Consider the following 22,081-nt stretch of genomic DNA (forward strand, 5'->3'; position numbering starts at 1 on the left):
GCCGACTATCCCGCTTGCAGGGTCATCGATAAAGCTTTGTATTCTTTGTCTAATACCGGATCTTCACTACGCAGCTGGGCCACTTTGTCACAGGCATGCATCACAGTGGTGTGATCACGACCACCAAAAGACTGTCCAATATCTGGAAAACTGTCTTTGGTCAGCTCTCGCGCTAAGGCCATAGCAATTTGGCGAGGGCGCGCAATGCTGCGGGTACGCTTTTTACTCATTAAGTCTTTTACCGAGACATCATAGTACTCCGCCACAACTTTGCGGATATTATCCATGCTTACCGCTTGTGAACGTATAGCAATCACGTCTTTTAGCGCATATTGCACCATATCTAGATCAATTGGATTGCCGGTCAGATTGGCATTTGCCACCACCTGATTTAATGCACCCTCCAAGCGTCTAACGTTAGATACCACGTTTTGAGCGATAAATAGCGCACACTCTTTTGGTAGCTCGACCCCGGACAGACTCGCTTTCTTTTGTAGAATTTGCATTCGCGTTTCCATCTCTGGTGGTTCAATTGAAACCGCCAATCCAGAAGAAAACCTTGACCGAAAACGTTCATCAAATTCAGTCATCTGTGACGGATGACGGTCTGATGCCAAGATAACCTGCTTGCCCTCTACCATGAAATCGGCAAATAACGATAAGAACTCACTACTCGATTTATTTTTACCTGCCAGAACGTGCACATCATCGATAATTAATAGATCGACCCGCTTAATTTTGCGTTTGAACTGTTCAATTTTTTGATTACGCAGGGCATATACCAACTGATTGATAAATTTTTCCGAAGAAAAGTAGTAAAAAGTCTTGCCAATTTTTAAATACTTATGCGCCACTGAATGCATCAAATGGGTTTTACCCAGTCCCGAAGCTCCATAAAGAAACAAAGGGTTGTGCCGGTTTTGCGATTGTTTTTTACCCAGCTCTTGGCAGGCTTTGTAAGCCAACATATTTGACTTACCACTGACAAAGGTCTCGAAAGTAAAATAAGGATTAATATAACTTAGAGATTTATCGGAAGCCATTTGTGCGGCATCTGATAAATTACCTTCTGAGTCAAGACCTTGGGTCATCGAAGCAGACCCTCTATTGTGATGACCGTTTGACGTATTTCGGTCCACAGTCGAGTCTTGAGGCGCAGGCTGAACACTGCTTTCAACCTTAATGACGACTTGGCTGATTTCCCCGTTGCTGTGTTGCTTGGCCAATTGCTCGATGGCAGCGAAATGATTTTCTTGAACATGGGTGACAAAGTATTGGTTTGGCGCCAGTAACTCTAATTTATCCCCAACCACTTTGGCAGAAAGTGGACGAAGCCACATCGTAAACTCATTTTCTTTGAGCTGATATCTTAAGTCATTAAGACATCTATCCCATAACGGTAAACTCTCTGACATGACCCATTAACCCTGATAAGACGGACAAAAAAAGAAGAGTAGGGGAGGACAAAAGGACTCTCTCACCCTGTTTTGAGGGGGTACTTTACCACACAAAACCATAAATATCATCACAATTCTTCTGTGGATAACTTTGTGGCTAAACCTGTGGATAACTAAAATACGAGAGTTATACAGAGTTTAACAACAGGTTATCAACAGCAATAACCACAGGTTAAATATATGAAATAGTTGAATTTTTATCACTTATTCACAGATAATTAGGGTGCTAATAATAACAAAAGAACTATTATATATATAGTTATAGAGCACTTTGCTTTCTGTGGATAAGTTTTCAACAAGATTTAAGTTTACTCTGTCAAAAACAGAGAAGTGATACTATAAAAACAGCAGGTTGTGACTTAAGTTTGATAAACCAAAGATAGAGATTAGCTAAAAACAGAACCTATTAAATCTTAAATACTAGTAATAAAAAATTTATTTAACACCCTAAGGAACTACTAATTAATTTAGCAGTGATCAGTAACAAGCAATTATTTACCTAAGCTAGGGATACCATAAAACCAGTCGCAGCAACGACACAAAAGCAACGACGCAATAATTAAGATTATCTAGGCAACGTTATAAGCCTCAAGTCACCTAAGCGCAATGCTTATCATCAACCGTCTTACAAAACCAAAACCTAAGTCTTTTGAGTAAACATGATCTGCTTTCTTCAACTGCCTGTCCCAGTTATTAACTCTGGATTTCTGGTTTTCCAATATCAGTTTTCAACAGTTTTATAGCCAACTCATTTATAGCCGACTCACGAATACGATAAAGATTTTTTAACTCATATTTTGATTTATCGAGGAATGAAAAAAATAGGCATTGTTTAATTTATATTCATAAAAATAGCCTAATAAACCCCGAGTTCATCCTGTTTTTTGTTTAGATAACCTGTATAGTTGTCTATGATAGGAAGGATAACAAATTAGTTGGTCTGGTTTCCTCTAGTATTTTTTTATTAAATTCTAAATCTCACGGTTTATCACAAATTTCAATAGCAAATAAGGCTAATAAAATATAAGTGGTGCTCGAGTTATGATTAACCCCAGTTCAAATCTTAGTTTAAATATTGGATCCTTCCGTTTCCTGCCAACCAGATAGGGTAAATTGAACTCCTACAGCAGTGTTCATATGAGATTGTTGCCAGGTTAAACCTTTATTTATTATTGACAATAGCGGTCTAAACTGGCATAATCGCTCGTTACTACAAATTCTTAGTGAACTCTATTTATTTTTAATTTCTTTGCTGTCAAAGGTGATTTATGAAACGTACATTCCAGCCAAGCGTTATCAAACGCAAGCGCACCCATGGTTTCCGTGCTCGCATGGCAACTAAAAAAGGTCGTCAAGTTTTAGCACGTCGTCGTGCAAAAGGTCGTCATCGTTTAACTGTGTAATTAATTATACTAATTGACATTTAATTACCTAAAAACTTTAGACAGACAAGTTAATTCGCAGATTTTATTAAAAGCACCTATTTATTAGGTGCTTTTTTTGATTATGGCGTTTGAAAGCCTGTTAGCTTGTCAATACCTTCGTCTAACACCTCTGTTATTTTCATTGTATGTTGATTTATCATGACTGATTACTGTTATCCCAAAGCAAAACGATTATTAAAGCCTGCTGAGTTCAAACCAGTATTTAATCAGCCACTTTTTAAAATCCATCAACCGCACTTTATGGCGTTTGCTTATGATTCTGAAAGCGAGCAAGCTCGGCTGGGTATGGCCATTACTAAAAAGAGAATTCCTACGGCGGTGGCCAGAAATACCATTAAACGTATCATTCGTGAACAGTTTCGCCATAAACACCCTGAGTTGCCTGCTTTAGATTTGGTATTTATTTTAAAACAATCTACCAAGGACCTGAGTAATGATCAGATGCGTCAACAGGTCAATGAAATCTTAGCTAAAGTTATTGCCAAGCAACGTAGAAATCTAGCAGCTAAGGCCAAGACCGAACAAAAGCCAGTGTGAATTAACGCCGGTTATAATGGTTGCCTTAGCATACTAAAAAGAGCAAGAATTATGCTTTCTAATTTTTTCTCGCGATTACTACTGGCCATTATCAAAGGCTATCAAAACTTTGTGAGTCCGCTATTACCGGCAAGATGTCGTTACTATCCTACCTGTTCTGAATATGGTAAAACCGCTGTAATTTGGCACGGACCGGCTCAAGGCGGATGGTTGGCGGTAAAGCGTATCTGTCGCTGTCATCCTTTGGGAGGGCATGGAATAGATTTTGTACCCTTACCACTTTATAAATATACCTTCCAACCGGTAGCAAACTTGAGTGTTTCACGTGAAACATTATTCAGGGATCGAGGCGTGTATAAGGATAGAAATAGCTACGTAGTCATGTTGAATAACCAGTTTACGGCTCTTAAATAATTTGTTAATAGTTGTCTTATAAATTAGGTTATAAACTATAGCGTATTAAAAAGTAAGCAGAGTTTAATACCTTATCAATGCCTTCTTATCGTTGCTGGTTAGGGCAATTATTGCTTCTATATCATTTGCGATGGTTTTTTAGTAAAATAGTCCCCATTTTGTAACTGTTTTAAGGGTAAAGTAGCAACTAAAGTAACCATTAAAGACCCCCTTAATGAACAAGAGGTGCTATTCGAGTAGGGTGTTTGCTGGGGGCGTTGTGTCAGTGAATGCCCTATAACTAACCCGATAATTTTTATTTAAAAACTTCATTTAGAGTTGTTTAGGACAATCTTATGCAAAAGATACTACGGGTGCTCATCATCATTGCGATGTTGATTACCGCATATTTGTTGGTGCTAGCTTGGCAAAAAGATTATGCCAATGTGCCAGCCACATCAGCAGACGCAGTAACCCCTTCTGTATCCACTTCTACCACTGGTGCGGACATCCCAACCAGTACCGGCACCGGTACAAGTGACATACCTGCAGCAACCGCATCAGCAACAACCGATGTACCGTCTAGCGAAGTGGGTGGCGAAAATACCAACGCCAAACAAGGCGCGCTAATCAATGTGACGACCGACCGTTATCAAATTAAAATTGATCCGGTAGGGGGCGATGTTGTCTATGCAGCATTGCGCAATTACAACGCCACATTAGACAGCAAAAACCCCTTTGTGCTATTGGAAAATTCGGGCCAACGTGTGTATGTTGCTCAATCAGGTTTGATTGGTCCTAATGGTATTGATACCCCAGCAGGTCGTGCAAAATATAGCTATCAGTCTGATAACTATGTTATGCAACCTGGTCAGAAGAAGCTTGAAGTTCCTTTAACGTACAAACAAGAAGATGGCGTTACCATCACCAAGACCTTTACTTTCACCGAAGGTAAATACCCTATCAGTGTTAATTACAATATCAATAACACCAGTGGTAAAGCGTGGAATGGTCAGTTGTTTGCTCAGTTAAAGCGTGATAGCAGTAAAGATCCTGGTATGGCGGATAAAGGCGCCATTAGTATGGCCACTTACTTAGGCGGTGCTTGGGGTACGCCAGACGATGACTACAATAAACTTAAATTTAAAGACTTTAATGATGGTGATTTAAAAGCTGCCAGTGACAAAGGTTGGGTCGGTATTGTTCAGCATTATTTCGTTTCAGCTTGGACACCACAGAACTTTACTGGTCAATTTTTTAGCCGTGAAAAAGCAGGCGATCATTTTATTGGTATGAACAGTGAACAATTCATGGTTCCTGCGGCCAAACAAAAAGACATTACCGCTACTTTGTATGCTGGACCAAAAGATCAAGACTCTTTACTTGAAGTGGCTCCTGGTCTAAACAAAACTGTGGATTATGGCTTCTTATGGCCAATCTCTAAAGTGCTATTTGCGGTTTTAGAAGGTATTCATAAAGTCATTGGTAACTGGGGTTGGTCAATTATTGCCCTGACTTTATTGGTAAAACTTGCCTTGATGTGGTTCTCTAACAAGAGCTACTACTCTATGGCTAAGATGCGGGCTATTGCGCCACGTTTACAAGCGTTAAAAGAAGAGCATGGCGATGATCGCATGAAAATGTCACAAGAAATGATGGCCATTTATAAAGAAGAGCAAGTAAACCCAATGGCAGGTTGTTTACCCATCTTATTACAGATGCCTATCTTCTTAGCTTTATACTGGGTATTGGTAGAGAGTATTGAGCTACGTCATGCGCCTTGGATTCTATGGATTCAGGATTTATCATCAATGGATCCTTGGTTTATTTTACCAATGCTAATGGGTGCCAGTATGTTTGCGCAGCAAATGTTTAGCCCGCAGCCGACTGATCCAATGCAAGCAAAAGTAATGAGATTCTTGCCAATTATCTTTACCTTATTCATGATGTTCTTCCCAGCGGGTCTGGTACTTTACTGGACTGTAAACAACTTGTTTACCATGGCTCAGCAGTACATTGTGAATAAGAAAGTAGAAAGAGAACAACGAGAAAAAGCAGCCAGAACAGCAGGTTAATTACCAACTGATTTGGTGATTAAGCCTCATTCTAACTGAACAAAAGCACCTATATGACTCATATAGGTGCTTTTGTTTTATAGAGCGGTTTATATAACAGGCATTGAATAAGCACTGTTTAGTACCTACTATAAGACCTTATATACGGCTATAAAAGGCATCAGCCAATGTGTTAGTTGTAGGTCGTATTTATTCTATTACAGATTCATAGCCTTTGTATCAAACCCCTCATTCATTCTTAAATGGCCAAATGCCAAGACTTTAATCAGAGCTAATTTTATGTCAAATGTTAAAACAATTGCCGCCATAGCTACCCCCTTGGGCAGAGGCGGTGTGGGCATTATTCGACTGTCTGGACCTAAAGCTTATGACATCGCTTGTCAATTGACTGGTAAAGACCATTTTACCCCACGCTTGGCCAGTTTTTGTCGGTTTTATGATGACCAGCGCAACGTGCTAGATGAAGGGTTAGTATTGTACTTTAAAGCGCCGTATTCGTTCACTGGTGAGGATGTTATCGAGTTACAGGGTCATGGTGGCATGATACTTCAAAACCAGCTGTTAGCGCGTGTTTTCGAGCTAGGCGCCCATCAAGCCCAACCAGGTGAATTCTCTTATCGCGCTTTTGAGAATGATAAGCTTGATTTATTGCAAGCTGAAGCCATCGCCGATGCTATTGATGCGACCAGTGCTGCCGCTGCCAGCAGTGCCATTCGATCTCTCACTGGCGAGTTTTCGAATAAAATTAACGACATTTTAGAAGCGTTAATTGAGCTTCGCTTGTATGTGGAAGCCTCGATTGATTTCCCTGATGAAGAAGATGTGGACTTTTTGAGTGACGGAGTGATTGAGTCGAAACTGAGTCGCATTCAAGACCGATTAAAGACCATCTTAGCCACAGCGCAACAAGGTCAATTATTACGAGACGGAGTACATGTGGTGTTGGCCGGCCGTCCCAATGCCGGCAAATCAAGCCTACTAAACAGCTTGGCCGGACAAGAGCGCGCCATTGTGACCGATGTGGCTGGGACTACCCGAGACACCCTACAAGAGACCATTGTGCTTAATGGGTTGACCATCCACTTAACGGATACTGCGGGTCTACGTGATACGACCGATGCTGTGGAACGTATCGGTATAGAAAGGGCGCGCACTGCTATTCATCAAGCTGATTTATTGCTATTGGTTCATGACCTATCCAAGCAGGCAAACCCGCTTGAATTGGCGACTGAATTATTTGGAACGACAGCATCAGGTACGCCTAACTTTGACCCTGCTAAGCTCTTGCTGATTGGTAATAAAAGAGACTTAGTTGAACAGCAGCAGTCACAGAATTTGAGTGATAAAGTAGATGTCTCTGGTTATGAGCAGGTTAATGTTTCATGTGAAACATCAGAGGGTATTGACTGTTTAATCGCTACTCTGTGTGACAAAGTTGGCTTCCATCCGCCTGAGAATAGCCTGATAGCTCGCACTAGACACTTAGATGCGCTGAGGAGAACTCAGCAGCACTTAAACGATGCACACCTACAATTGGTTGAATACCAAGCCGGTGAATTAGTGGCAGAAAGTTTACGTCAAGGCCAGTATAGCTTGGGCGAAATCACTGGCGAATTTAGTGCAGATGATTTACTGGGCCGAATTTTTGGCAGCTTCTGTATTGGTAAATAGCCTCTGAGTAATGATAAAAGGCGGGGCAAAATGAGACTTAGCAGCCACGTGTAACTGTGCTATCTTTTAGTGACTATTAGTCTGATATAAATGAGAAAAGTATATGCAGTGTCCTTATTGTAATGCAGATGATACTAAGGTGATTGATTCAAGACTGGCAGCAGAAGGCGCCCAGGTTCGCCGTCGCCGGCAGTGTAATCAGTGCCAAGAGCGTTTCACCACCTTTGAGGTAGTAGAAGTGGTGATGCCGCGTATCATCAAATCCAATAACCGTATTGAGCCTTATGACTCACAGAAGCTTCGACGCTCTATACAGCTTCCCCTACAAAAACGCCCGGTCACCTTAGATGAGCAAGAGGCGATGATTAGCCGTATTGAAAAGCGTATTCGTCAATTGGGAGAGCGTGAAATCAGTAGTAAAGCCCTGGGTGAGGTAGTCATGAGTGAGCTAAAAGAGCTTGATGATGTGGCTTATGTGCGTTTTGCCAGTGTCTATCGAGACTTTCAAGACATAGAGGCGTTTCGTCAAGAATTACAAAACATTAGGCCCTCAGATAATAAATAAGCTTTTAGTCAATAAGCCTATACTCAATATATAAAGAGTTAACAGACAAGTTTCCAATAAATAAACTTCAAATAAAAAAAAGCTTTAGCCAGTTAATAATCGATAATGGGGCAAATAAACGGGATAGAGTATTGTCTCTATTTTCGTGTCTCTATGTGGCTATTTTCTTGTCTATTGATTCATATTGGTATGTTTTATCCTCAAATTGCCCACTTACAATAATGGTCGTTACTTATGCATGTTGACTCTTTATCTTCCCCCAATCCAACGCTTATTTCTACTGCTAACCCTGCCTCTTATTTCGCAAATATAGAAGGCATCGATACGCCACAAATCGAAGATTATTACTACATGAATCTGGCGATAGAAGCGGCTAAAAAAGGCCTTTATACCACCCGCCCTAATCCTGCAGTAGGTTGTGTTCTGGTTAAGGATGGCTTAATTATAGGTACAGGGTTTCACCCTAAAGCAGGACAACCACATGCAGAAGTCTTTGCTTTAAGAAACGCTACACAATCGGTTGCAGCAGCGACTGCTTATGTGACCCTAGAACCTTGTAGCCATACTGGAAAAACCCCACCTTGTGCAGAGGCTTTAATCAAAGCTCAAGTAAGTAGAGTAGTGATTGCCGGTCTAGATCCGAATCCTAAAGTAGCGGGTAGAGGTGTACGATTGCTGCTAGATGCCGGTATAAAAGTCTCTGTGGGTGTGTGTACTGAACAAGCTGAACAGCTTAATTTAGGCTTTTTAAAGTCAATGCGTACCCAAATGCCCTATGTGCGCCTAAAGATAGCCAGTAGTTTAGATGGTAGAACAGCAATGGCCTCGGGAGAATCTAAATGGATTACAGGGTCAGCAGCCCGAGAAGATGTACAACAGCTGAGGGCATTGAGCGGTGCCATTATTACGGGTAGTCAGACCATTATTAAGGATAATCCGAGCTTAAACGTGCGTTCCACTCAATTGGGTGTCGATATTGAACAGATACCACAGCCAAAAGTGGTGGTATTGGACCGACGTCAGCGTTTAAAGGGTAGTGATTATAAGGTACTGCAAAATGAGCAGACGCTGCTGTGGGCTGATAATGATTTAAAAACACTGTTGCACAGCTTAGTGGTAGAGCATGATATTCATGACGTGCTAATTGAAGCAGGCTCTAAAGTATCGGGTAGCTTTATTGAAGCAGGGTTGGTAGATGAATTAATTGTTTATCAAGCCCCTTGTGTGTTGGGGCATGAAGCACAGCCCATGCTAACTATGACTGTTAATAGATTATCATCACAACGCCGCTTTAAATTGGCACACTGCAGTCAAATAGGGACCGATATTAAGCTTAATTTTGTGGCAAATGCTAGCTAGAGATTAATGAACATTTGTTTAGTATTCTTACAAACTATCTAATGAGCTGTGTGGTTGTAGGTACTGTCAGCCTATTAGTGTTATTTGAAGCCTACAGTAATTACGTATAGAGTTATCCACAATCGGTCATTAAAAAATTTATAAAATAAAAATTTATTTGATTGTTTCACATGAAACTGTGGATTAGTTGGGTTTCACATGAAACTATTTATAATGTTGTGCTACCCAAAACCAAGTATATTAAGCGTTTCACGTGGAACTAAGTGTTGTTAATAACTTTAGCAGGTTTTTTAATTTCGCTGTGGATAACTATTTTAATTCTACTTTGAAGAGATATGCTGTGTGTAATTTCGCTAAAGTTATCCACAGATTGACTCGATGCTAATAGGGGTTGATTTAGAAGATGTCTAATAATTTTTGTATGCTTTTATAGCAGTTAACTATGTGGAGTATTTATGTTTACAGGAATAATTGAAAGTACCGGAACCTTAAAGTCAATCACTGAGTTAGGTGGAGATGTACGTCTAGCCATTGAATCTGACAATTTGGATTTTAGCGATGTGAAATTAGGCGATTCAATCGCCAGCAATGGCATCTGTCTTACTGTTGTAGAAATGAGTAATAACGGCTATTCAGTGGATGTTTCACGTGAAACTTTAGCTAAGACAGCCATGGGTAACTGGCAACAAGGCGATACCCTTAACCTCGAGAAAGCGATGTTACCGACAACGCGTTTTGGCGGTCATATGGTTTCAGGCCATGTAGATGGGGTAGGTAAAATCGAGTTGATGAAAGAGGATGCTCGATCGATATACATAGAGATTGCTATTCCTGAAGCACTGAAAAAATATGCAGCTACCAAAGGGTCTATTACTGTCGATGGCATCAGTTTGACCACCAACTTGGTTAAAGACAATATTGTTTGTTTAAATATCATTCCGCATACTGCAGAAGTGACCAACATTGGTCGTCACTGGAAAGTAGGTGGCCCAGTAAATATCGAAGTAGATTTAATTGCTCGTTATCTTGAGCGTCTGACCAGTGTGGCTGCTGAGTAAATAGGCTTGACTAATATTTCACTTAATATAAAGACCGTAATTCTGTATGCAGTGACTATATATTCAGTGACTCTATATTCAGTAACCCTATATTAAGCAGTTTAGCAGTTGTTAATTGGTCTGTGTCATTTGAGCCCTTCTTAGTTTTAGAAGGGCTTTTTTGTTTTGAAAATTAAGTTTGTTGCGCGAGTTAAATAGCAGCAAGCCGAGTCGACTGTTTTAAGCACAGGGTATTTTGCGCAGTGTCTAAAATCACGTACAGCTGACAAAAATAATAGCTTATGTGATTACTGGCTGAGATACTTTTAAAGTGGTTTAAATTTTTTTAACTATGATTTCGAGGTTAATTGATAGACCTTAGTAGGTTTCATGGCAGGGAGACCATAATTTCACTATAATGAAACAAGGGCAGAGTTAGGTTTACTTTATCCGCTGTCATCTTATTTCACTAAACTGTATAACGAATAAAAACTATGAATATTGAAAAACAGTCTTTTACCAAGCAGCGTGTTATTTTTGCGGGTACTCCAGAATTTGCCGCCATTAGTTTGCAAGCACTTATCGAGCAGCAACAGGCGCTCAACATCGAGATTATTGCTGTGTACACCCAACCTGATCGCAAAGCAGGTCGCGGTCAAAAGCTCACTGCCTCTCCAGTAAAACAATTGGCGCTTGAGCACAATCTACCCGTTGAACAGCCGCACACTTTTAAAAAGTCGGTGGAGGAGGGACAAGCGGCTCGTGAAACCTTAGCGAATTATCAGCCAGACATTATGGTAGTGGCGGCTTACGGTCTTATTTTACCAATAGGGGTGTTAGAGACACCAACGCATGGCTGCTTGAATATTCATGCTTCATTATTACCTCGTTGGCGTGGTGCAGCACCCATTCACCGTGCGTTACTTGCCGGTGATGAACAAACAGGTATTACTATCATGCAGATGGACAAAGGTCTGGACACGGGCGATATGTTATATAAGGTGGCTTATAATATCGCCGCTGATGAAACCACAGCCAGTCTGCATGACAAAATGGCAGAACTGGGCGCTGAGGCCATCGTTACCGTGTTAAAAGATTTACCTTGGTATCAGGCCAAAGCTGAAAAGCAAGATGATAGCTTGGCTAATTATGCTGAGAAACTAAGTAAGTCTGAGGGTGAAATCGATTGGACTCAATCGGCGGAATTGATTGAGCGTCAGATACGGGGTATGCATCCGTATCCAGGCGCTTATACCTTTTTAGCCGATTCTGAAGGTAAGGGTGAGCCGAAACGGGTTAAAGTATTGGCAGCATTGCCAGTTAATCATTCACAAACTACGGTAGTAGAACCTGGTACGGTAATAAGTGTTGGTAAAAATGCCATTTTAGTCGCTTGTGGTCAATCGAATACCGATTCTAATGCCGAAGGTACGACGTTACGTTTAACCCAATTGCAATTTGCAGGCAGTAAGCCAGTAACTGCTGAGCAAGTGTGTCATGGCAGTCAGCTAGATGATGGCGATAAATTTGTTGCTGCCGCTGAGTAGCTTTTATAGACAGATAAACAGATTTCATAGAAATAGACACCATCACCTTTAATACCTCTAATTGTATTAACCATATTTAGTCATTATTAGGCATTCATTTAAATGAGCAGCAAACCAAATAGCAGTAGCCAAAACAAAACCCAAAACAAAAACGTCCGTGTTGCGGTGATTAACACCTTGTTAGCCATTCAGCAAGGACAGTCACTTAGTAGCCTTTTGGACCCATTATTAAACAGCTTAAAGGGAGAGGATAAGGGATTTGCCCATGCTTTATTGCTGACGACCTTACGCCATTGGTATGCGACCGAACGTTTACTTGATAGCTTGTCTGATAATCCAATTGATGAGATTGAGGTACGTACCACGATTCAAGTTGGTATTACTCAACTACTTTATTTGAATGTTGCTGATCATGCTGCGATTCATGAAACGGTAGAAGCGGTGAAATATATTGATCTGGCGCGTGCGTCAGGTTTGGTCAATGCCATCTTACGTAAAGTGGCCAAAAACCCGAATAAGTTCCGTAAGAAAGCCAACAAAAACCACAGTTTACCTAACTGGCTAGCTCAGCAGCTAAAAGCAGATTGGCGTGAAAACTATAATGAGCTGACCCAAAGTTTGCGTCAGTCAGCGGCGATGTTCTTGCGAGTAAATCCTCTACAAAGTGACAGTGAAAGTTATTTATCACAGTTGGCTGAAGCAGAAATAGCCGCAGAATTGGTGTCACTCGAAACTTCAATTAAAACTGATACTGCGGATGAGTTGGTTGAGATTAAACAACAATTAATAGAGCTGATTGACAGCGTGCCGGTTAGTCATTTGCCTGAATTTGAAGAGGGCATTGCCAGTGTACAAGATGCGCATGCACAATTGGCGGCACCTATTATCAATGCGTTATTGCAAAAGGCAGTAACTGCCAATCCAAAAGAGAAAGTACGTTTATTAGATGCGTGTGCAGCACCAGGCGGTAAGTTGGCACATTGGCTTGAATTATTGGGCGTGCAAGAATCAGAACAAACTGGATTGTTTCACGTGAAACAGGATGATGAGTTAAATACGGACACCACTAATATTAGCAAGGTTGAGCTAACGGCTATTGATAACGAAGCGCCACGTATTACCCGTATTTTTGAAAACTTAGAGCGTTTACAGCTTCCAGCGCCTATCGTGAATAGCAAACTACATCTGGATATCGAGTGCGTTGATGCCACCAGTTGGCAAGCTCAGCCAACTGATAAAGACTCTGATTCAGGATTTGATGCCATATTATTGGATGCGCCCTGTACTGCAACAGGGGTTATTCGACGTCATCCTGATATTACTTTACTGCGTACCGAGGAAGATGTGCAACATACCGCACAGTTGCAAGAGCAAATTTTGGATAACTTGTGGCCGCAGCTAAAAGTAGGTGGCTATTTTTTATACGTTACTTGTTCAATATTAAAGCAAGAAAACGTAGAACAGATGCAAGCGTTTTTAAAACGTCATAAGGATGCGGTGGCCGTAGCTTTTGATGACGAGCAGACCAATTGGGGTATCGAACAAGCTGTGGGACGTCAGTGTTTGCCGATATACAAAGTGTCTGAATCACTAGAGCCAACTGCTGTGGATCAGGATTCTGAGCAACAAATAGCTACCCCAGCTGCTGGTGGCGATGGTTTTTATTATGCAGTGCTGAAAAAAGTGTCCACTTAAAATGAAATAAACCCCATAAGTTGAGTCCGACTTATGGGGTTCTTTCAAGCATCGATAGTAACCAAGTTATAGCCAATTAACTCTAAGCGGATTAGCTAAAATACTTACTTATCCCTGACTCTAATACTTCTTTGATCTTGCCTTTTAACGGTTTGGCTAAAAAGCCTAATTTCGCTTCAAATCTTAATTTATTGGCATCCAAAGTGGCTTTACCATCAATACCTTTACGGCTGATAGTGACATTATCTTCATTCTCGCCTTCCACATAAGTGGCATCAAGACCAAACTTTTCTTTAGAACTTTCAAGCCACTTTTTAGCTTGCTCACGGGCTTTACTAAACTCTAAATTGTGTTCTTTTTCGATTTCAATATCTGCCATGGTGTTATTCCTTTTTATAAATTATTAAGTGGTTGAATGACTCTCTAGACTGAATATTACAACTCAGACATAGTAAACTATTTATAGCATTAAATTACATGACTAACAAATTAGTTATGTAGAGTGACTGGTAGCTTCAGGTGATGATTCTTCAAGCTGATGAAAGTGTAGTTAACTCCAAGACTAAAGTTTAAAATCATTTCAAAAACCAATAAGCCGTTTATTTGATATGGCTTATACTTAAAAATATGCTACTCTTTTTGTACTACAACTTTATATGATTCTTTGACAGGACAAGACATGAAATATATCAGTACCCGTGGTCAAACCGAGCGAATGGACTTTAGCGATGTGTTGTTAATGGGTCTAGCCCCTGACGGCGGTTTAATGCTGCCAGAAAGCTATCCACAAGTTGATTCAGCTACCCTAAACAAGTGGCGTAAACTCAGCTATCCAGAGCTAGCATTTGAAATTATGCGTCTGTTTGCCACCGATATTGACGAGGCTGATTTAAAAGATATTATCAATCGTACTTATACCAAAGAAGTGTTTGGTAGCGATGATATTGTACCGGTACGCCAATTAGAAGATGACTTATATATTTTAGGTTTGTCTAATGGTCCAACTTTAGCTTTTAAAGACGTGGCCATGCAGTTTTTGGGCAATGCATTTGAGTACGTATTAAAGAAGAAAGGCAAACGTTTGACCATTATTGGTGCCACTAGTGGTGATACCGGTAGTGCGGCCGAATATGCGCTTCGCGGCAAAGACAACATCGAAGTGTTTATGATGTCGCCACATGGCAAAATGAGTGAATTTCAACGTGCTCAAATGTATAGCTTAACCGATGCCAACATTCACAATATCGCCATTAAAGGCATGTTTGATGACTGCCAGGATATCGTTAAAGCATTACAACAAGATGCAGACTTTAAAGCCAAATATAGCCTAGGTACGGTTAACTCAATCAACTGGGGTCGTATCTTAGCCCAAATCGTTTATTACTTTAAAGCTTACTTTGCGGTCACGGATGATAATGAGCAAAAGATAAGTTTCTGCGTACCTTCGGGTAACTTTGGTAACATCTGTGCTGGTCACATTGCCCGTGAAATGGGACTGCCTGTCGACCGCTTAATCGTCGCCACCAATGAAAACGATGTGTTAAATGATTTCTTTAACCAAGGTGTTTATACGCCGCGTCCAGCTGATAAGACTTATGTCACTTCAAGTCCTTCAATGGATATCTCTAAAGCGTCCAACTTTGAACGTTTTGTTTATCTGTTATTAGAAAAAGACAGCAACCGTGTTCATGAGCTATTTGATGGGGTGAAAACTGGCAAAGGCTTTGACTTGTCAGATGTGTTAGACGCGGTAAATAGCCGTTATGGTTTTGCTGCTGGCAAGTCAACGCATCAAGATCGTCTTAATACCATTAAATCAGTCTATGAAAACTATAACGATCTAATCGATCCGCACACGGCTGATGGGGTGAAAGTAGCCCGTGAGCTACAAAAAGAGGGTGAAGTCATTGTCTGTGCCGAAACCGCACTGCCTGTTAAATTCTCAGAAACCATTTTTGAAGCAGTGGGTGAGATAGACATCGAACGTCCAGAACATACTAAAGATATTGAGTCCTTAGAGCAGCATGTAACGGTATTAGATAATGATGCTAGCTTAGTAGCCGATGAGATTAGAGCAGTAGTATCACCTGTCTAACAAGAATAGGCTTTTAACTGAATTGAACGCGATATCTGATTACGAATCTTTACGTTAATAGTTAAATTAAATGCTAAATCAGACGCCAAATTAGAAGTTAAAATAGCATAATTCAAGACTGACCAGAGTGGCTGATAACAGCGCTCTGGTTTTTTTTGGTTCATGAGTAAGCTAACTATAAAACCTAATATTAAAGAGAGTGTAAAGTAAAATAGCAAAGACAATATCAAAATATTTAATAATATTAATAATTAACTACCGGTTTTGTTAGTATGTATTCACATCCATTATTTAATCTTTTAATTTTATTAAGGTAAGTAGTATGAGCAATACTGTTGTCAATTGGTCACCATCATGAATAGTGCCCTATTAAATGAATGCTCTACCTTTACGCTTGAGCAACGGGCTATCTTAATTTTATGGCAACGGGTTAATACCTCACTGTCTGCTTTTTATAAACTCAAAAAGCATTTTGGTTCGGCTCAAAGTGCGTTACAACAAGGTGAATCGAAATGGACAACATTGGGTATTCATGCGAAGCACATTGCTCGGCATAGGCAAGCCAGTACCGAGAATGATGAAGCTTTTATTGCCGATATTGAAAAGCGCAGAGCAGGCGATGAATTTCAGGTTTTATTTCAAGAGGGCAGTGACTATCCTCAGCAGTTATTGCAGCTGTTTAATCCCCCGCCTTTATTGTTCTATCGTGGCAATGGAAGTTTGTTAAATGCTGCACAAATAGCAATCGTTGGCAGTCGCAAACCGACTCAAAAAGCACAAAAGCTTACCTTTGATATGGCCCAATATCTAGCAAAAACGGGATATATTATTACCAGCGGGCTGGCACAAGGGGTGGATGCTCAAGCACATTTAGGGGCTTTGGCACAAAATTCAGAACAGTGTGGACGCACTATTGGGGTAATGGGAACTGGTATAGATGTTTATTATCCTGTTCCGCATCGGGCGCTGTTTGAGCGTATCATTAATGAAGGTGGCTGTATTATCAGCGAACTTCTACCTGGCATTAAACCTAATAAACACACCTTTCCACGACGCAATCGTATTGTGGCCGGTCTAAGTTTGGGCACTAACGTTACCGAAGCAGCAATCAAAAGTGGCTCACTGATTACCGCTCGGTTGACCTCAGAGCAGGGTAAGCAGGTCTTTGCTTTACCGAGCAGTATTGATAATAGTAATGCAGAAGGTTGTCACCATCTCATTCGAGAAGGGGCTACTTTGGTCTATCATCCGGATCAAATTATTGAAGATCTGTGCAGCCAGTTATTAGCACCTGGAAGTTTTACAAAACATGAAGAACAGTTAAAGCAGGAAGGAATAGATTTACCCAATAATAAAGACGGACAGTCTGATTATAAAAAAAACAAGTCTGAGACCTTATCTTTATTTAATCAGAGTTCGTTTACAGCCTTTGCTTCAAATGATAACGCTAAACCTGTTTTAAAAGAAAAAAAGTCTGCTACTATTTCAAAGCACCTTCAGCCTTTATGGGTTCATATTGAGTTTGACTTTCAAGATTTAGATGCCTTAATCATCAAAACTAAGTTGGATACACCCAGTCTTTTGAGTCAGCTAATGGAGTTAGAACTGTTGGGGGTGATTACCCAAGTTGGGGGTCGGTATCAACGACTGACAAATTAGTAATGCCCCTTTCTATTTTATAAGTTAGCTAGAGCACCCTACGCTTTTATTTATCCAAAGCAATAGACTATTTATCCGAAACAGTAAACTATGAACTTGAACACCCAAAATATTACCACTGAAATTGAGCAAGCCGCTCAGTGGTTGCAGCAAGGTAAACTGCTGGCCTATCCGACAGAAAGTGTCTGGGGCATAGGCTGTGATGCTTATAATGAGGAAGCCGTTAATCAAATTCTCACCATAAAAAACAGACCCGCTGAAAAAGGGATGATTGTGGTTACTGATAATATTGATCGGGTTCGTCCCTTGATTGATCAGTTACCCGTTCAGCGTCAGCAGCAGATTATCGACAGTTGGGCGCCTCAATCAAATAAGGGTGATGCATCCAGAGACACTCAACAGGCGCATACTTGGCTTTTGCCATTGCCTTTGTCTAAATCTGAGCTTCAATCTAAGTCTGAATCTGAGCTAACGGCTCTAGCACAGCAAGACCCTGTTATTCCCTATTGGATAACGGGCAAACATAACTCGATAGCTGTCAGAGTCATCAATCATCCGTTGATTGCTCAACTTTGTAAGAAAATGGTTAGTGACAGCAATCCTTATGGTTTAATTGTCTCTACCAGCTGTAATCCATCGGGGCAAGCACCTGCGGTCACTTTTGAGCAGGCATATGCTTATTTTAAAGAGGACATCGGCTATTTGCAGGGTGATACTTTGGGTTACACGTTACCCAGTCAGATTAGAGAAGGCTTAACAGGCGATATCATTCGATAAAATTAACAGCAGCCAAGTCCTTATACATTAGAGCATACACAAGCTCAATCAAATAAAGTACGACCTCAACAACTTAAAGTCTCAACAACTCACGACCTTAATAGCTCATCACCTTAATAAATAGGGATAATAAAATGGATATTTTAATCAGCGGTGGATCAGGATTTTTAGGTAGTGCTCTGAGTCAGTGGCTATATGAAAAGCAGGGAGGCGAGGTGAGTATTACTTGGCTGAGCCGTGATAACACGCAATCACATCCTAGTTATATTAATATGATGAGTTATGAAGAGTTAAGCGAGACGCTGCTTAGTTTCGATGTGGTGATCAACCTTGCCGGTGCTGGCATTGCCGATAAACGGTGGAGTGAAACCCGTAAGCGCGAATTGTTTGACAGTAGAGTACAGCCCACGCAGTCAGTTTTGGACTATATAGATCGTATTGAGCAAAAGCCTAAACTGCTTATCAGTGGTTCAGCAATAGGCTGGTATGGCGCTCAAGGCGATAAACCTCTTGATGAAAGTAGTCAACACTACTCAAAACAGGCAAACCCACAGACCTTTAAGGAGGATTTCGCCCACCAACTGTGTGATAGTTGGGAGGAGCTCGCAATCTCAGCGACCAAGATGGGCGTCGAAGTGGTGTTAGTGAGAACGGGGGTCGTGATTCACCCCGAAGGTGGGATGCTGGGTAGATTAATCACGCCTTTAAAAATGGGTGCAGGGGGTCAAATAGGCGATGGTAAGCAAATTATGAGCTGGATCAGCCGCGAAGACTGGGTGAGAGCGGTGGCGTTTATTATTGAGCGTCATCTTTCTACCGAGGCTCATACTTCGCAGTTATCAAATGATAGTAAACCGGTCTCTATCTATAACTTAACTTCCCCGAATGCTGTGGACAATGCCACTTTTACTAAGACGTTGGGGGATTGGTTAAACCGACCGACCATTATGACAATGCCAGCTCCTGTATTAAAGATGATGTTTGGCGAAATGTCGACTTTGCTAATCGATGGTCAGAAAGTATTGCCGAAAGCATTATTGGACGCAGGCTTTGAGTTTCAACACCCAGATTTAGCGGGTGCCCTCGTCAATCAGTAGCTTATTTTAAACAGTAGCCACTTTTAAAGTAACGATAAGCAGGCTATATATGCATATGTTTCACGTGAAACAGAATTTAGGCCTAGTATTTAAAGTTTCACGTGAAACACTATAGTCGATAATTAATTGCTCACTAAGTAAGTGATTAAGTAACCGATGAAGTGACCTACTAATTAAATGACTAAGTAACTGATTAAATAGATAAGTAGCTAATTAGCAGATAAATAGCAGTAAGTAACACATAAGCGAAGTGTTGATCAAGCTACCGACAATAGTATATAAGAGCCAATTGGACATATTAAACCATAACAAATTCTAGCTAAGACTTTGAGCTTTTGGCCTGTTTAGCCTTACTAGTAATACCAACGATAAAGCTAATTGCGGCTACCATCATCGATAAAAGCAAACCAGTTAATAGGGTATTGGTCAGAGCAAATAAGAAAGGTTGTGCTCTTGAATTAATTCCTAAAATATCGGTAACGATAGAAACCGATATACCTCCCGCCCATAGTTCTGGCACGATAGGGACCTTCAATAATAAGGTGAAGTTGAGCAGTTGCAGTGCCGCTTTTATATAAACGCCCTTACGTAAAGCCTGATGCCAGTTCTGATAGCGATGGGTTATCAAATATTTATCAATAAGCGCATAAGCAACAATAAATATCGCCGTACCTAAAAGCATCCCCGCGATAGGACCTAAGGTGGTGGGCGCCATTAATAAAGTGCCCCAGACATAACCTGCTAAGGCATTGACAATTACCCAAAAGCTCCAGAACAACCAATGGTTTCGCACTAAGACTTCCTTATTGCTTATAGTGAAAATAAGTTAATGTGAAATGAATTTCTTTAAGAATAAGTCTCTTTAAGAGCAACTCTCTCTAGTATCCAGCTTCTCTAATTTTAGATGTCTTTAGTCTATAGATAGCTTTTTGCCATCAGAGTTCTTAGGTAGGTCAGCCAAACAGACAATACTTTCATTACTGATTCCACTGACTAAAAACTGATCAGACTCAGCAAAATATTGCACCACTTCTACCGGGGTATAAGCCAATCTTTGATCTTGTTCAACAATCCACACATAGCCTTTGATAGGGCTGTTTGGTCTGGGACGCTTTTTGGTTAACTCATCGAGATTGGCTTCATGAATAGCGTTTCTAGGCAAACGTACCCCAAGTTCAATCTGACCATACTCAATATTCATTGATGCTTGCATCCCTGGCTTCAACAGGGCTTTACTATTTTCACCAGCGACTAAGGGCGCACGAACCGTTAAGGTTTGCGATTGACGATCAGGGATAATGTGACTGATTTGACCGGTAAATTCTTTCTTTAAATCATAGACAGTGAAATAAACCGGTTTACCGACAGAAAGCTGAGATTGAGTCGATAAAGGCAGTTTGCCAACCAACTGTAGTTTTTGAGTATTGGCCACAGTAATGGCGAATGAAGAAGCTTTACCTTGGTTAGTCTCATCAAGGGTACTGGCGCTATCGGGTTTGCCTTCAGTATTGGCATTATCTGCACTGCTCTGTACTGATTCAGTCTTAGAGGCAGTAGAGAGGCTAGTAACCGTTCCATCAATAGAAGACTTTAGAACCAAAGTAACGGGAATTAGCTTTTCTTCTGTTTCATTATCGTCTTGTTTAGTAGTAGGGGAAAGGTCCGTCGTGTTCAGTGGGCTTTTATTGGCATTAGAAGCAGTGTTATTGCCATTATCAGTCGACTGAGGCTGGCTTGGTTTATCTGATGCTACTCCTAGTGTGGTTTGTGGTGTCGCAGTCGTCTCTGACCCGTTCTGTGCGGGAATTTGTACACCGTCGACATATACGTCAAGAAATTCACCAGCAATATAAGGAAGCTTGTTTTCTGCTATTTGGGTGTCTATCTTAGCCAGCGTCTGCCCTTTTTTGACTTCATCCCTTTCTTTGACTTCTATAGAGGCGGATAAAACAGGATAAGGCGTGGTCAGCGTAATACTGTTGACCGGAATTAAAGCCCCCTGCAAGTTATAACTGGGTTGATAACGCTCTGGAATACTGGTTTGTACCAAAGAGTGATCTACCACCACCTCGTTTTCCAAAATCTGGACTAGCGCTTCAGAACTAGAAGATTTCTCTGCATCACACCCTAACACTGCTATTGAGGTGACCATAGCCAGCACCAACCCCCTAAGGTAACGTTTGTAGAGCGAAGGGGTGTAATTGGCTTTATGAATCAAGGGCGATGACATGAAAAAGGTCCTATAAAGGTTATGATGAGAATAATTGAGAGTAAAAGGCAGACTTGGCGATTAATGCAGATTTAATGTCTAATTAAGGTCTAACAATCCATCAATGAGGCCTAGCAATCCATCAATCGTTGTTAATCCTAAAATAAATACTGCCAAATTACTATTAAATAGCTCAGTATATAGTGCATTTTAAGATATCAACCCCATAATGTTGTTAATGGATTGTTTTAAGTTTGTGCTCAGGGGTTGAAATTTATACCAATGACCTTTATCAATCAGTAAGAATATAAGAAAAGTAAATTATAGAAAATAGACAATAATTTATCGTGGATTTAGTGTGTTTAAACGACGATAGACGATAAATGTCAATGAATTCAGCATTTTTAGCATTACCCTAACGAATGGTCCTAATTTTAAAAAATTTCACAGTTTAAATTAGGGC

General features: G+C 40.7%; 18 protein-coding genes. 14 read left to right on the forward strand and 4 right to left on the reverse strand.

Features of this window, described 5'->3' with window-relative positions; translation table 11 throughout:
- Window positions 1-5: 5 nt before the first annotated feature.
- Window positions 6-1,415, reverse strand: a complete 1,410-nt coding sequence (dnaA, locus tag LK453_RS04245; RefSeq protein ID WP_007394756.1) for a chromosomal replication initiator protein DnaA — start codon at window positions 1,413-1,415, stop codon at window positions 6-8.
- A gap of 1,310 nt (window positions 1,416-2,725) precedes the next feature.
- Here dnaA and rpmH point away from each other — a divergent pair.
- The 10 genes from rpmH (at window position 2,726) to LK453_RS04295 (ending at window position 13,781) form a co-directional block, all read left to right on the forward strand.
- The gene (gene rpmH, locus LK453_RS04250) at window positions 2,726-2,860 is read left to right on the forward strand and encodes a 50S ribosomal protein L34 (RefSeq protein ID WP_007394757.1); all 135 of its coding nucleotides are present in this window, start codon (window positions 2,726-2,728) and stop codon (window positions 2,858-2,860) included.
- A 180-nt stretch (window positions 2,861-3,040) separates the two neighbouring features.
- On the forward strand, window positions 3,041-3,439 hold the full coding sequence (rnpA, locus tag LK453_RS04255; RefSeq protein WP_007394758.1) for a ribonuclease P protein component: 399 nt from the start codon (window positions 3,041-3,043) through the stop codon (window positions 3,437-3,439).
- Between the two features lie 51 nt (window positions 3,440-3,490).
- Window positions 3,491-3,853, forward strand: a complete 363-nt coding sequence (yidD, locus tag LK453_RS04260) for a membrane protein insertion efficiency factor YidD (RefSeq protein ID WP_007394759.1) — start codon at window positions 3,491-3,493, stop codon at window positions 3,851-3,853.
- A gap of 335 nt (window positions 3,854-4,188) precedes the next feature.
- Window positions 4,189-5,907 carry a membrane protein insertase YidC gene (gene yidC / locus LK453_RS04265; RefSeq protein ID WP_201541520.1) on the forward strand — a complete coding sequence of 573 codons (1,719 nt, stop codon included), beginning with the start codon at window positions 4,189-4,191 and terminating at the stop codon, window positions 5,905-5,907.
- Between the two features lie 279 nt (window positions 5,908-6,186).
- Entirely contained in the window at window positions 6,187-7,578 is a 1,392-nt protein-coding gene (gene mnmE, locus LK453_RS04270; protein ID WP_007394761.1) for a tRNA uridine-5-carboxymethylaminomethyl(34) synthesis GTPase MnmE, read from the forward strand.
- Between the two features lie 103 nt (window positions 7,579-7,681).
- Complete coding sequence (nrdR, locus tag LK453_RS04275) at window positions 7,682-8,143, forward strand: transcriptional regulator NrdR (protein ID WP_007394762.1); 462 nt, start codon at window positions 7,682-7,684, stop codon at window positions 8,141-8,143.
- A 351-nt stretch (window positions 8,144-8,494) separates the two neighbouring features.
- Window positions 8,495-9,502, forward strand: a complete 1,008-nt coding sequence (ribD, locus tag LK453_RS04280; protein WP_265335093.1) for a bifunctional diaminohydroxyphosphoribosylaminopyrimidine deaminase/5-amino-6-(5-phosphoribosylamino)uracil reductase RibD — start codon at window positions 8,495-8,497, stop codon at window positions 9,500-9,502.
- Between the two features lie 455 nt (window positions 9,503-9,957).
- Entirely contained in the window at window positions 9,958-10,560 is a 603-nt protein-coding gene (locus LK453_RS04285) for a riboflavin synthase (protein ID WP_007394764.1), read from the forward strand.
- A gap of 473 nt (window positions 10,561-11,033) precedes the next feature.
- A complete protein-coding gene (fmt, locus tag LK453_RS04290) occupies window positions 11,034-12,086 on the forward strand; it encodes a methionyl-tRNA formyltransferase (protein WP_201537367.1) in 1,053 nt (350 codons plus the stop codon).
- A 102-nt stretch (window positions 12,087-12,188) separates the two neighbouring features.
- Window positions 12,189-13,781: a transcription antitermination factor NusB gene (locus LK453_RS04295; protein WP_201537363.1), complete on the forward strand. Its 1,593-nt coding sequence runs from the start codon at window positions 12,189-12,191 to the stop codon at window positions 13,779-13,781.
- Window positions 13,782-13,872: 91 nt separating this feature from the next.
- Here the strand turns inward: LK453_RS04295 and LK453_RS04300 are convergent, their stop codons facing one another.
- Window positions 13,873-14,160 (reverse strand): polyhydroxyalkanoic acid system family protein, encoded by a 288-nt coding sequence (locus LK453_RS04300; RefSeq protein WP_007394767.1) that lies wholly within the window; start codon window positions 14,158-14,160, stop codon window positions 13,873-13,875.
- A gap of 300 nt (window positions 14,161-14,460) precedes the next feature.
- On the opposite strand from LK453_RS04300, the gene thrC reads away from it, so the two are divergent.
- The 4 genes from thrC to LK453_RS04320 all read left to right on the forward strand — a co-directional run bounded on the left by thrC (window position 14,461) and on the right by LK453_RS04320 (window position 19,409).
- Window positions 14,461-15,876 (forward strand): threonine synthase, encoded by a 1,416-nt coding sequence (thrC, locus tag LK453_RS04305; RefSeq protein WP_007394768.1) that lies wholly within the window; start codon window positions 14,461-14,463, stop codon window positions 15,874-15,876.
- A 354-nt stretch (window positions 15,877-16,230) separates the two neighbouring features.
- Complete coding sequence (gene dprA / locus LK453_RS04310) at window positions 16,231-17,535, forward strand: DNA-processing protein DprA (protein ID WP_201537360.1); 1,305 nt, start codon at window positions 16,231-16,233, stop codon at window positions 17,533-17,535.
- Between the two features lie 90 nt (window positions 17,536-17,625).
- A complete protein-coding gene (locus LK453_RS04315; RefSeq protein ID WP_007394770.1) occupies window positions 17,626-18,312 on the forward strand; it encodes an L-threonylcarbamoyladenylate synthase in 687 nt (228 codons plus the stop codon).
- 134 nt (window positions 18,313-18,446) lie between these two features.
- Window positions 18,447-19,409, forward strand: a complete 963-nt coding sequence (locus LK453_RS04320) for a TIGR01777 family oxidoreductase (protein WP_201541522.1) — start codon at window positions 18,447-18,449, stop codon at window positions 19,407-19,409.
- Between the two features lie 319 nt (window positions 19,410-19,728).
- Here LK453_RS04320 and LK453_RS04325 read toward each other — a convergent pair whose 3' ends face one another.
- Together LK453_RS04325 and LK453_RS04330 are read right to left on the reverse strand one after the other, a co-directional pair.
- Window positions 19,729-20,202 (reverse strand): hypothetical protein, encoded by a 474-nt coding sequence (locus LK453_RS04325; protein WP_007394772.1) that lies wholly within the window; start codon window positions 20,200-20,202, stop codon window positions 19,729-19,731.
- A 117-nt stretch (window positions 20,203-20,319) separates the two neighbouring features.
- The gene (locus tag LK453_RS04330) at window positions 20,320-21,639 is read right to left on the reverse strand and encodes an efflux RND transporter periplasmic adaptor subunit (RefSeq protein WP_201537354.1); all 1,320 of its coding nucleotides are present in this window, start codon (window positions 21,637-21,639) and stop codon (window positions 20,320-20,322) included.
- Window positions 21,640-22,081: the final 442 nt, after the last annotated feature.

Origin of the sequence: Psychrobacter sanguinis, assembly GCF_020736705.1 — a bacterium.
GTDB classification, from domain to species: Bacteria; Pseudomonadota; Gammaproteobacteria; order Pseudomonadales; family Moraxellaceae; genus Psychrobacter; species Psychrobacter sanguinis.

Bases quoted from the DNA above. Each gene is read 5' to 3' on its own strand.
- yidC (WP_201541520.1), top strand. From the start codon at position 4,189: ATGCAAAAGATACTACGGGTGCTCATCATCATTGCGATGTTGATTACC.
- LK453_RS04315 (WP_007394770.1), top strand. From the start codon at position 17,626: ATGAACTTGAACACCCAAAATATTACCACTGAAATTGAGCAAGCCGCT.
- dnaA (WP_007394756.1), bottom strand. From the start codon at position 1,415: ATGTCAGAGAGTTTACCGTTATGGGATAGATGTCTTAATGACTTAAGA.
- mnmE (WP_007394761.1), top strand. From the start codon at position 6,187: ATGTCAAATGTTAAAACAATTGCCGCCATAGCTACCCCCTTGGGCAGA.
- LK453_RS04295 (WP_201537363.1), top strand. From the start codon at position 12,189: ATGAGCAGCAAACCAAATAGCAGTAGCCAAAACAAAACCCAAAACAAA.
- LK453_RS04320 (WP_201541522.1), top strand. From the start codon at position 18,447: ATGGATATTTTAATCAGCGGTGGATCAGGATTTTTAGGTAGTGCTCTG.
- thrC (WP_007394768.1), top strand. From the start codon at position 14,461: ATGAAATATATCAGTACCCGTGGTCAAACCGAGCGAATGGACTTTAGC.
- LK453_RS04300 (WP_007394767.1), bottom strand. From the start codon at position 14,160: ATGGCAGATATTGAAATCGAAAAAGAACACAATTTAGAGTTTAGTAAA.
- yidD (WP_007394759.1), top strand. From the start codon at position 3,491: ATGCTTTCTAATTTTTTCTCGCGATTACTACTGGCCATTATCAAAGGC.
- dprA (WP_201537360.1), top strand. From the start codon at position 16,231: ATGAATAGTGCCCTATTAAATGAATGCTCTACCTTTACGCTTGAGCAA.
- nrdR (WP_007394762.1), top strand. From the start codon at position 7,682: ATGCAGTGTCCTTATTGTAATGCAGATGATACTAAGGTGATTGATTCA.
- ribD (WP_265335093.1), top strand. From the start codon at position 8,495: ATGAATCTGGCGATAGAAGCGGCTAAAAAAGGCCTTTATACCACCCGC.
- LK453_RS04285 (WP_007394764.1), top strand. From the start codon at position 9,958: ATGTTTACAGGAATAATTGAAAGTACCGGAACCTTAAAGTCAATCACT.
- rpmH (WP_007394757.1), top strand. From the start codon at position 2,726: ATGAAACGTACATTCCAGCCAAGCGTTATCAAACGCAAGCGCACCCAT.
- fmt (WP_201537367.1), top strand. From the start codon at position 11,034: ATGAATATTGAAAAACAGTCTTTTACCAAGCAGCGTGTTATTTTTGCG.
- rnpA (WP_007394758.1), top strand. From the start codon at position 3,041: ATGACTGATTACTGTTATCCCAAAGCAAAACGATTATTAAAGCCTGCT.
- LK453_RS04330 (WP_201537354.1), bottom strand. From the start codon at position 21,639: ATGTCATCGCCCTTGATTCATAAAGCCAATTACACCCCTTCGCTCTAC.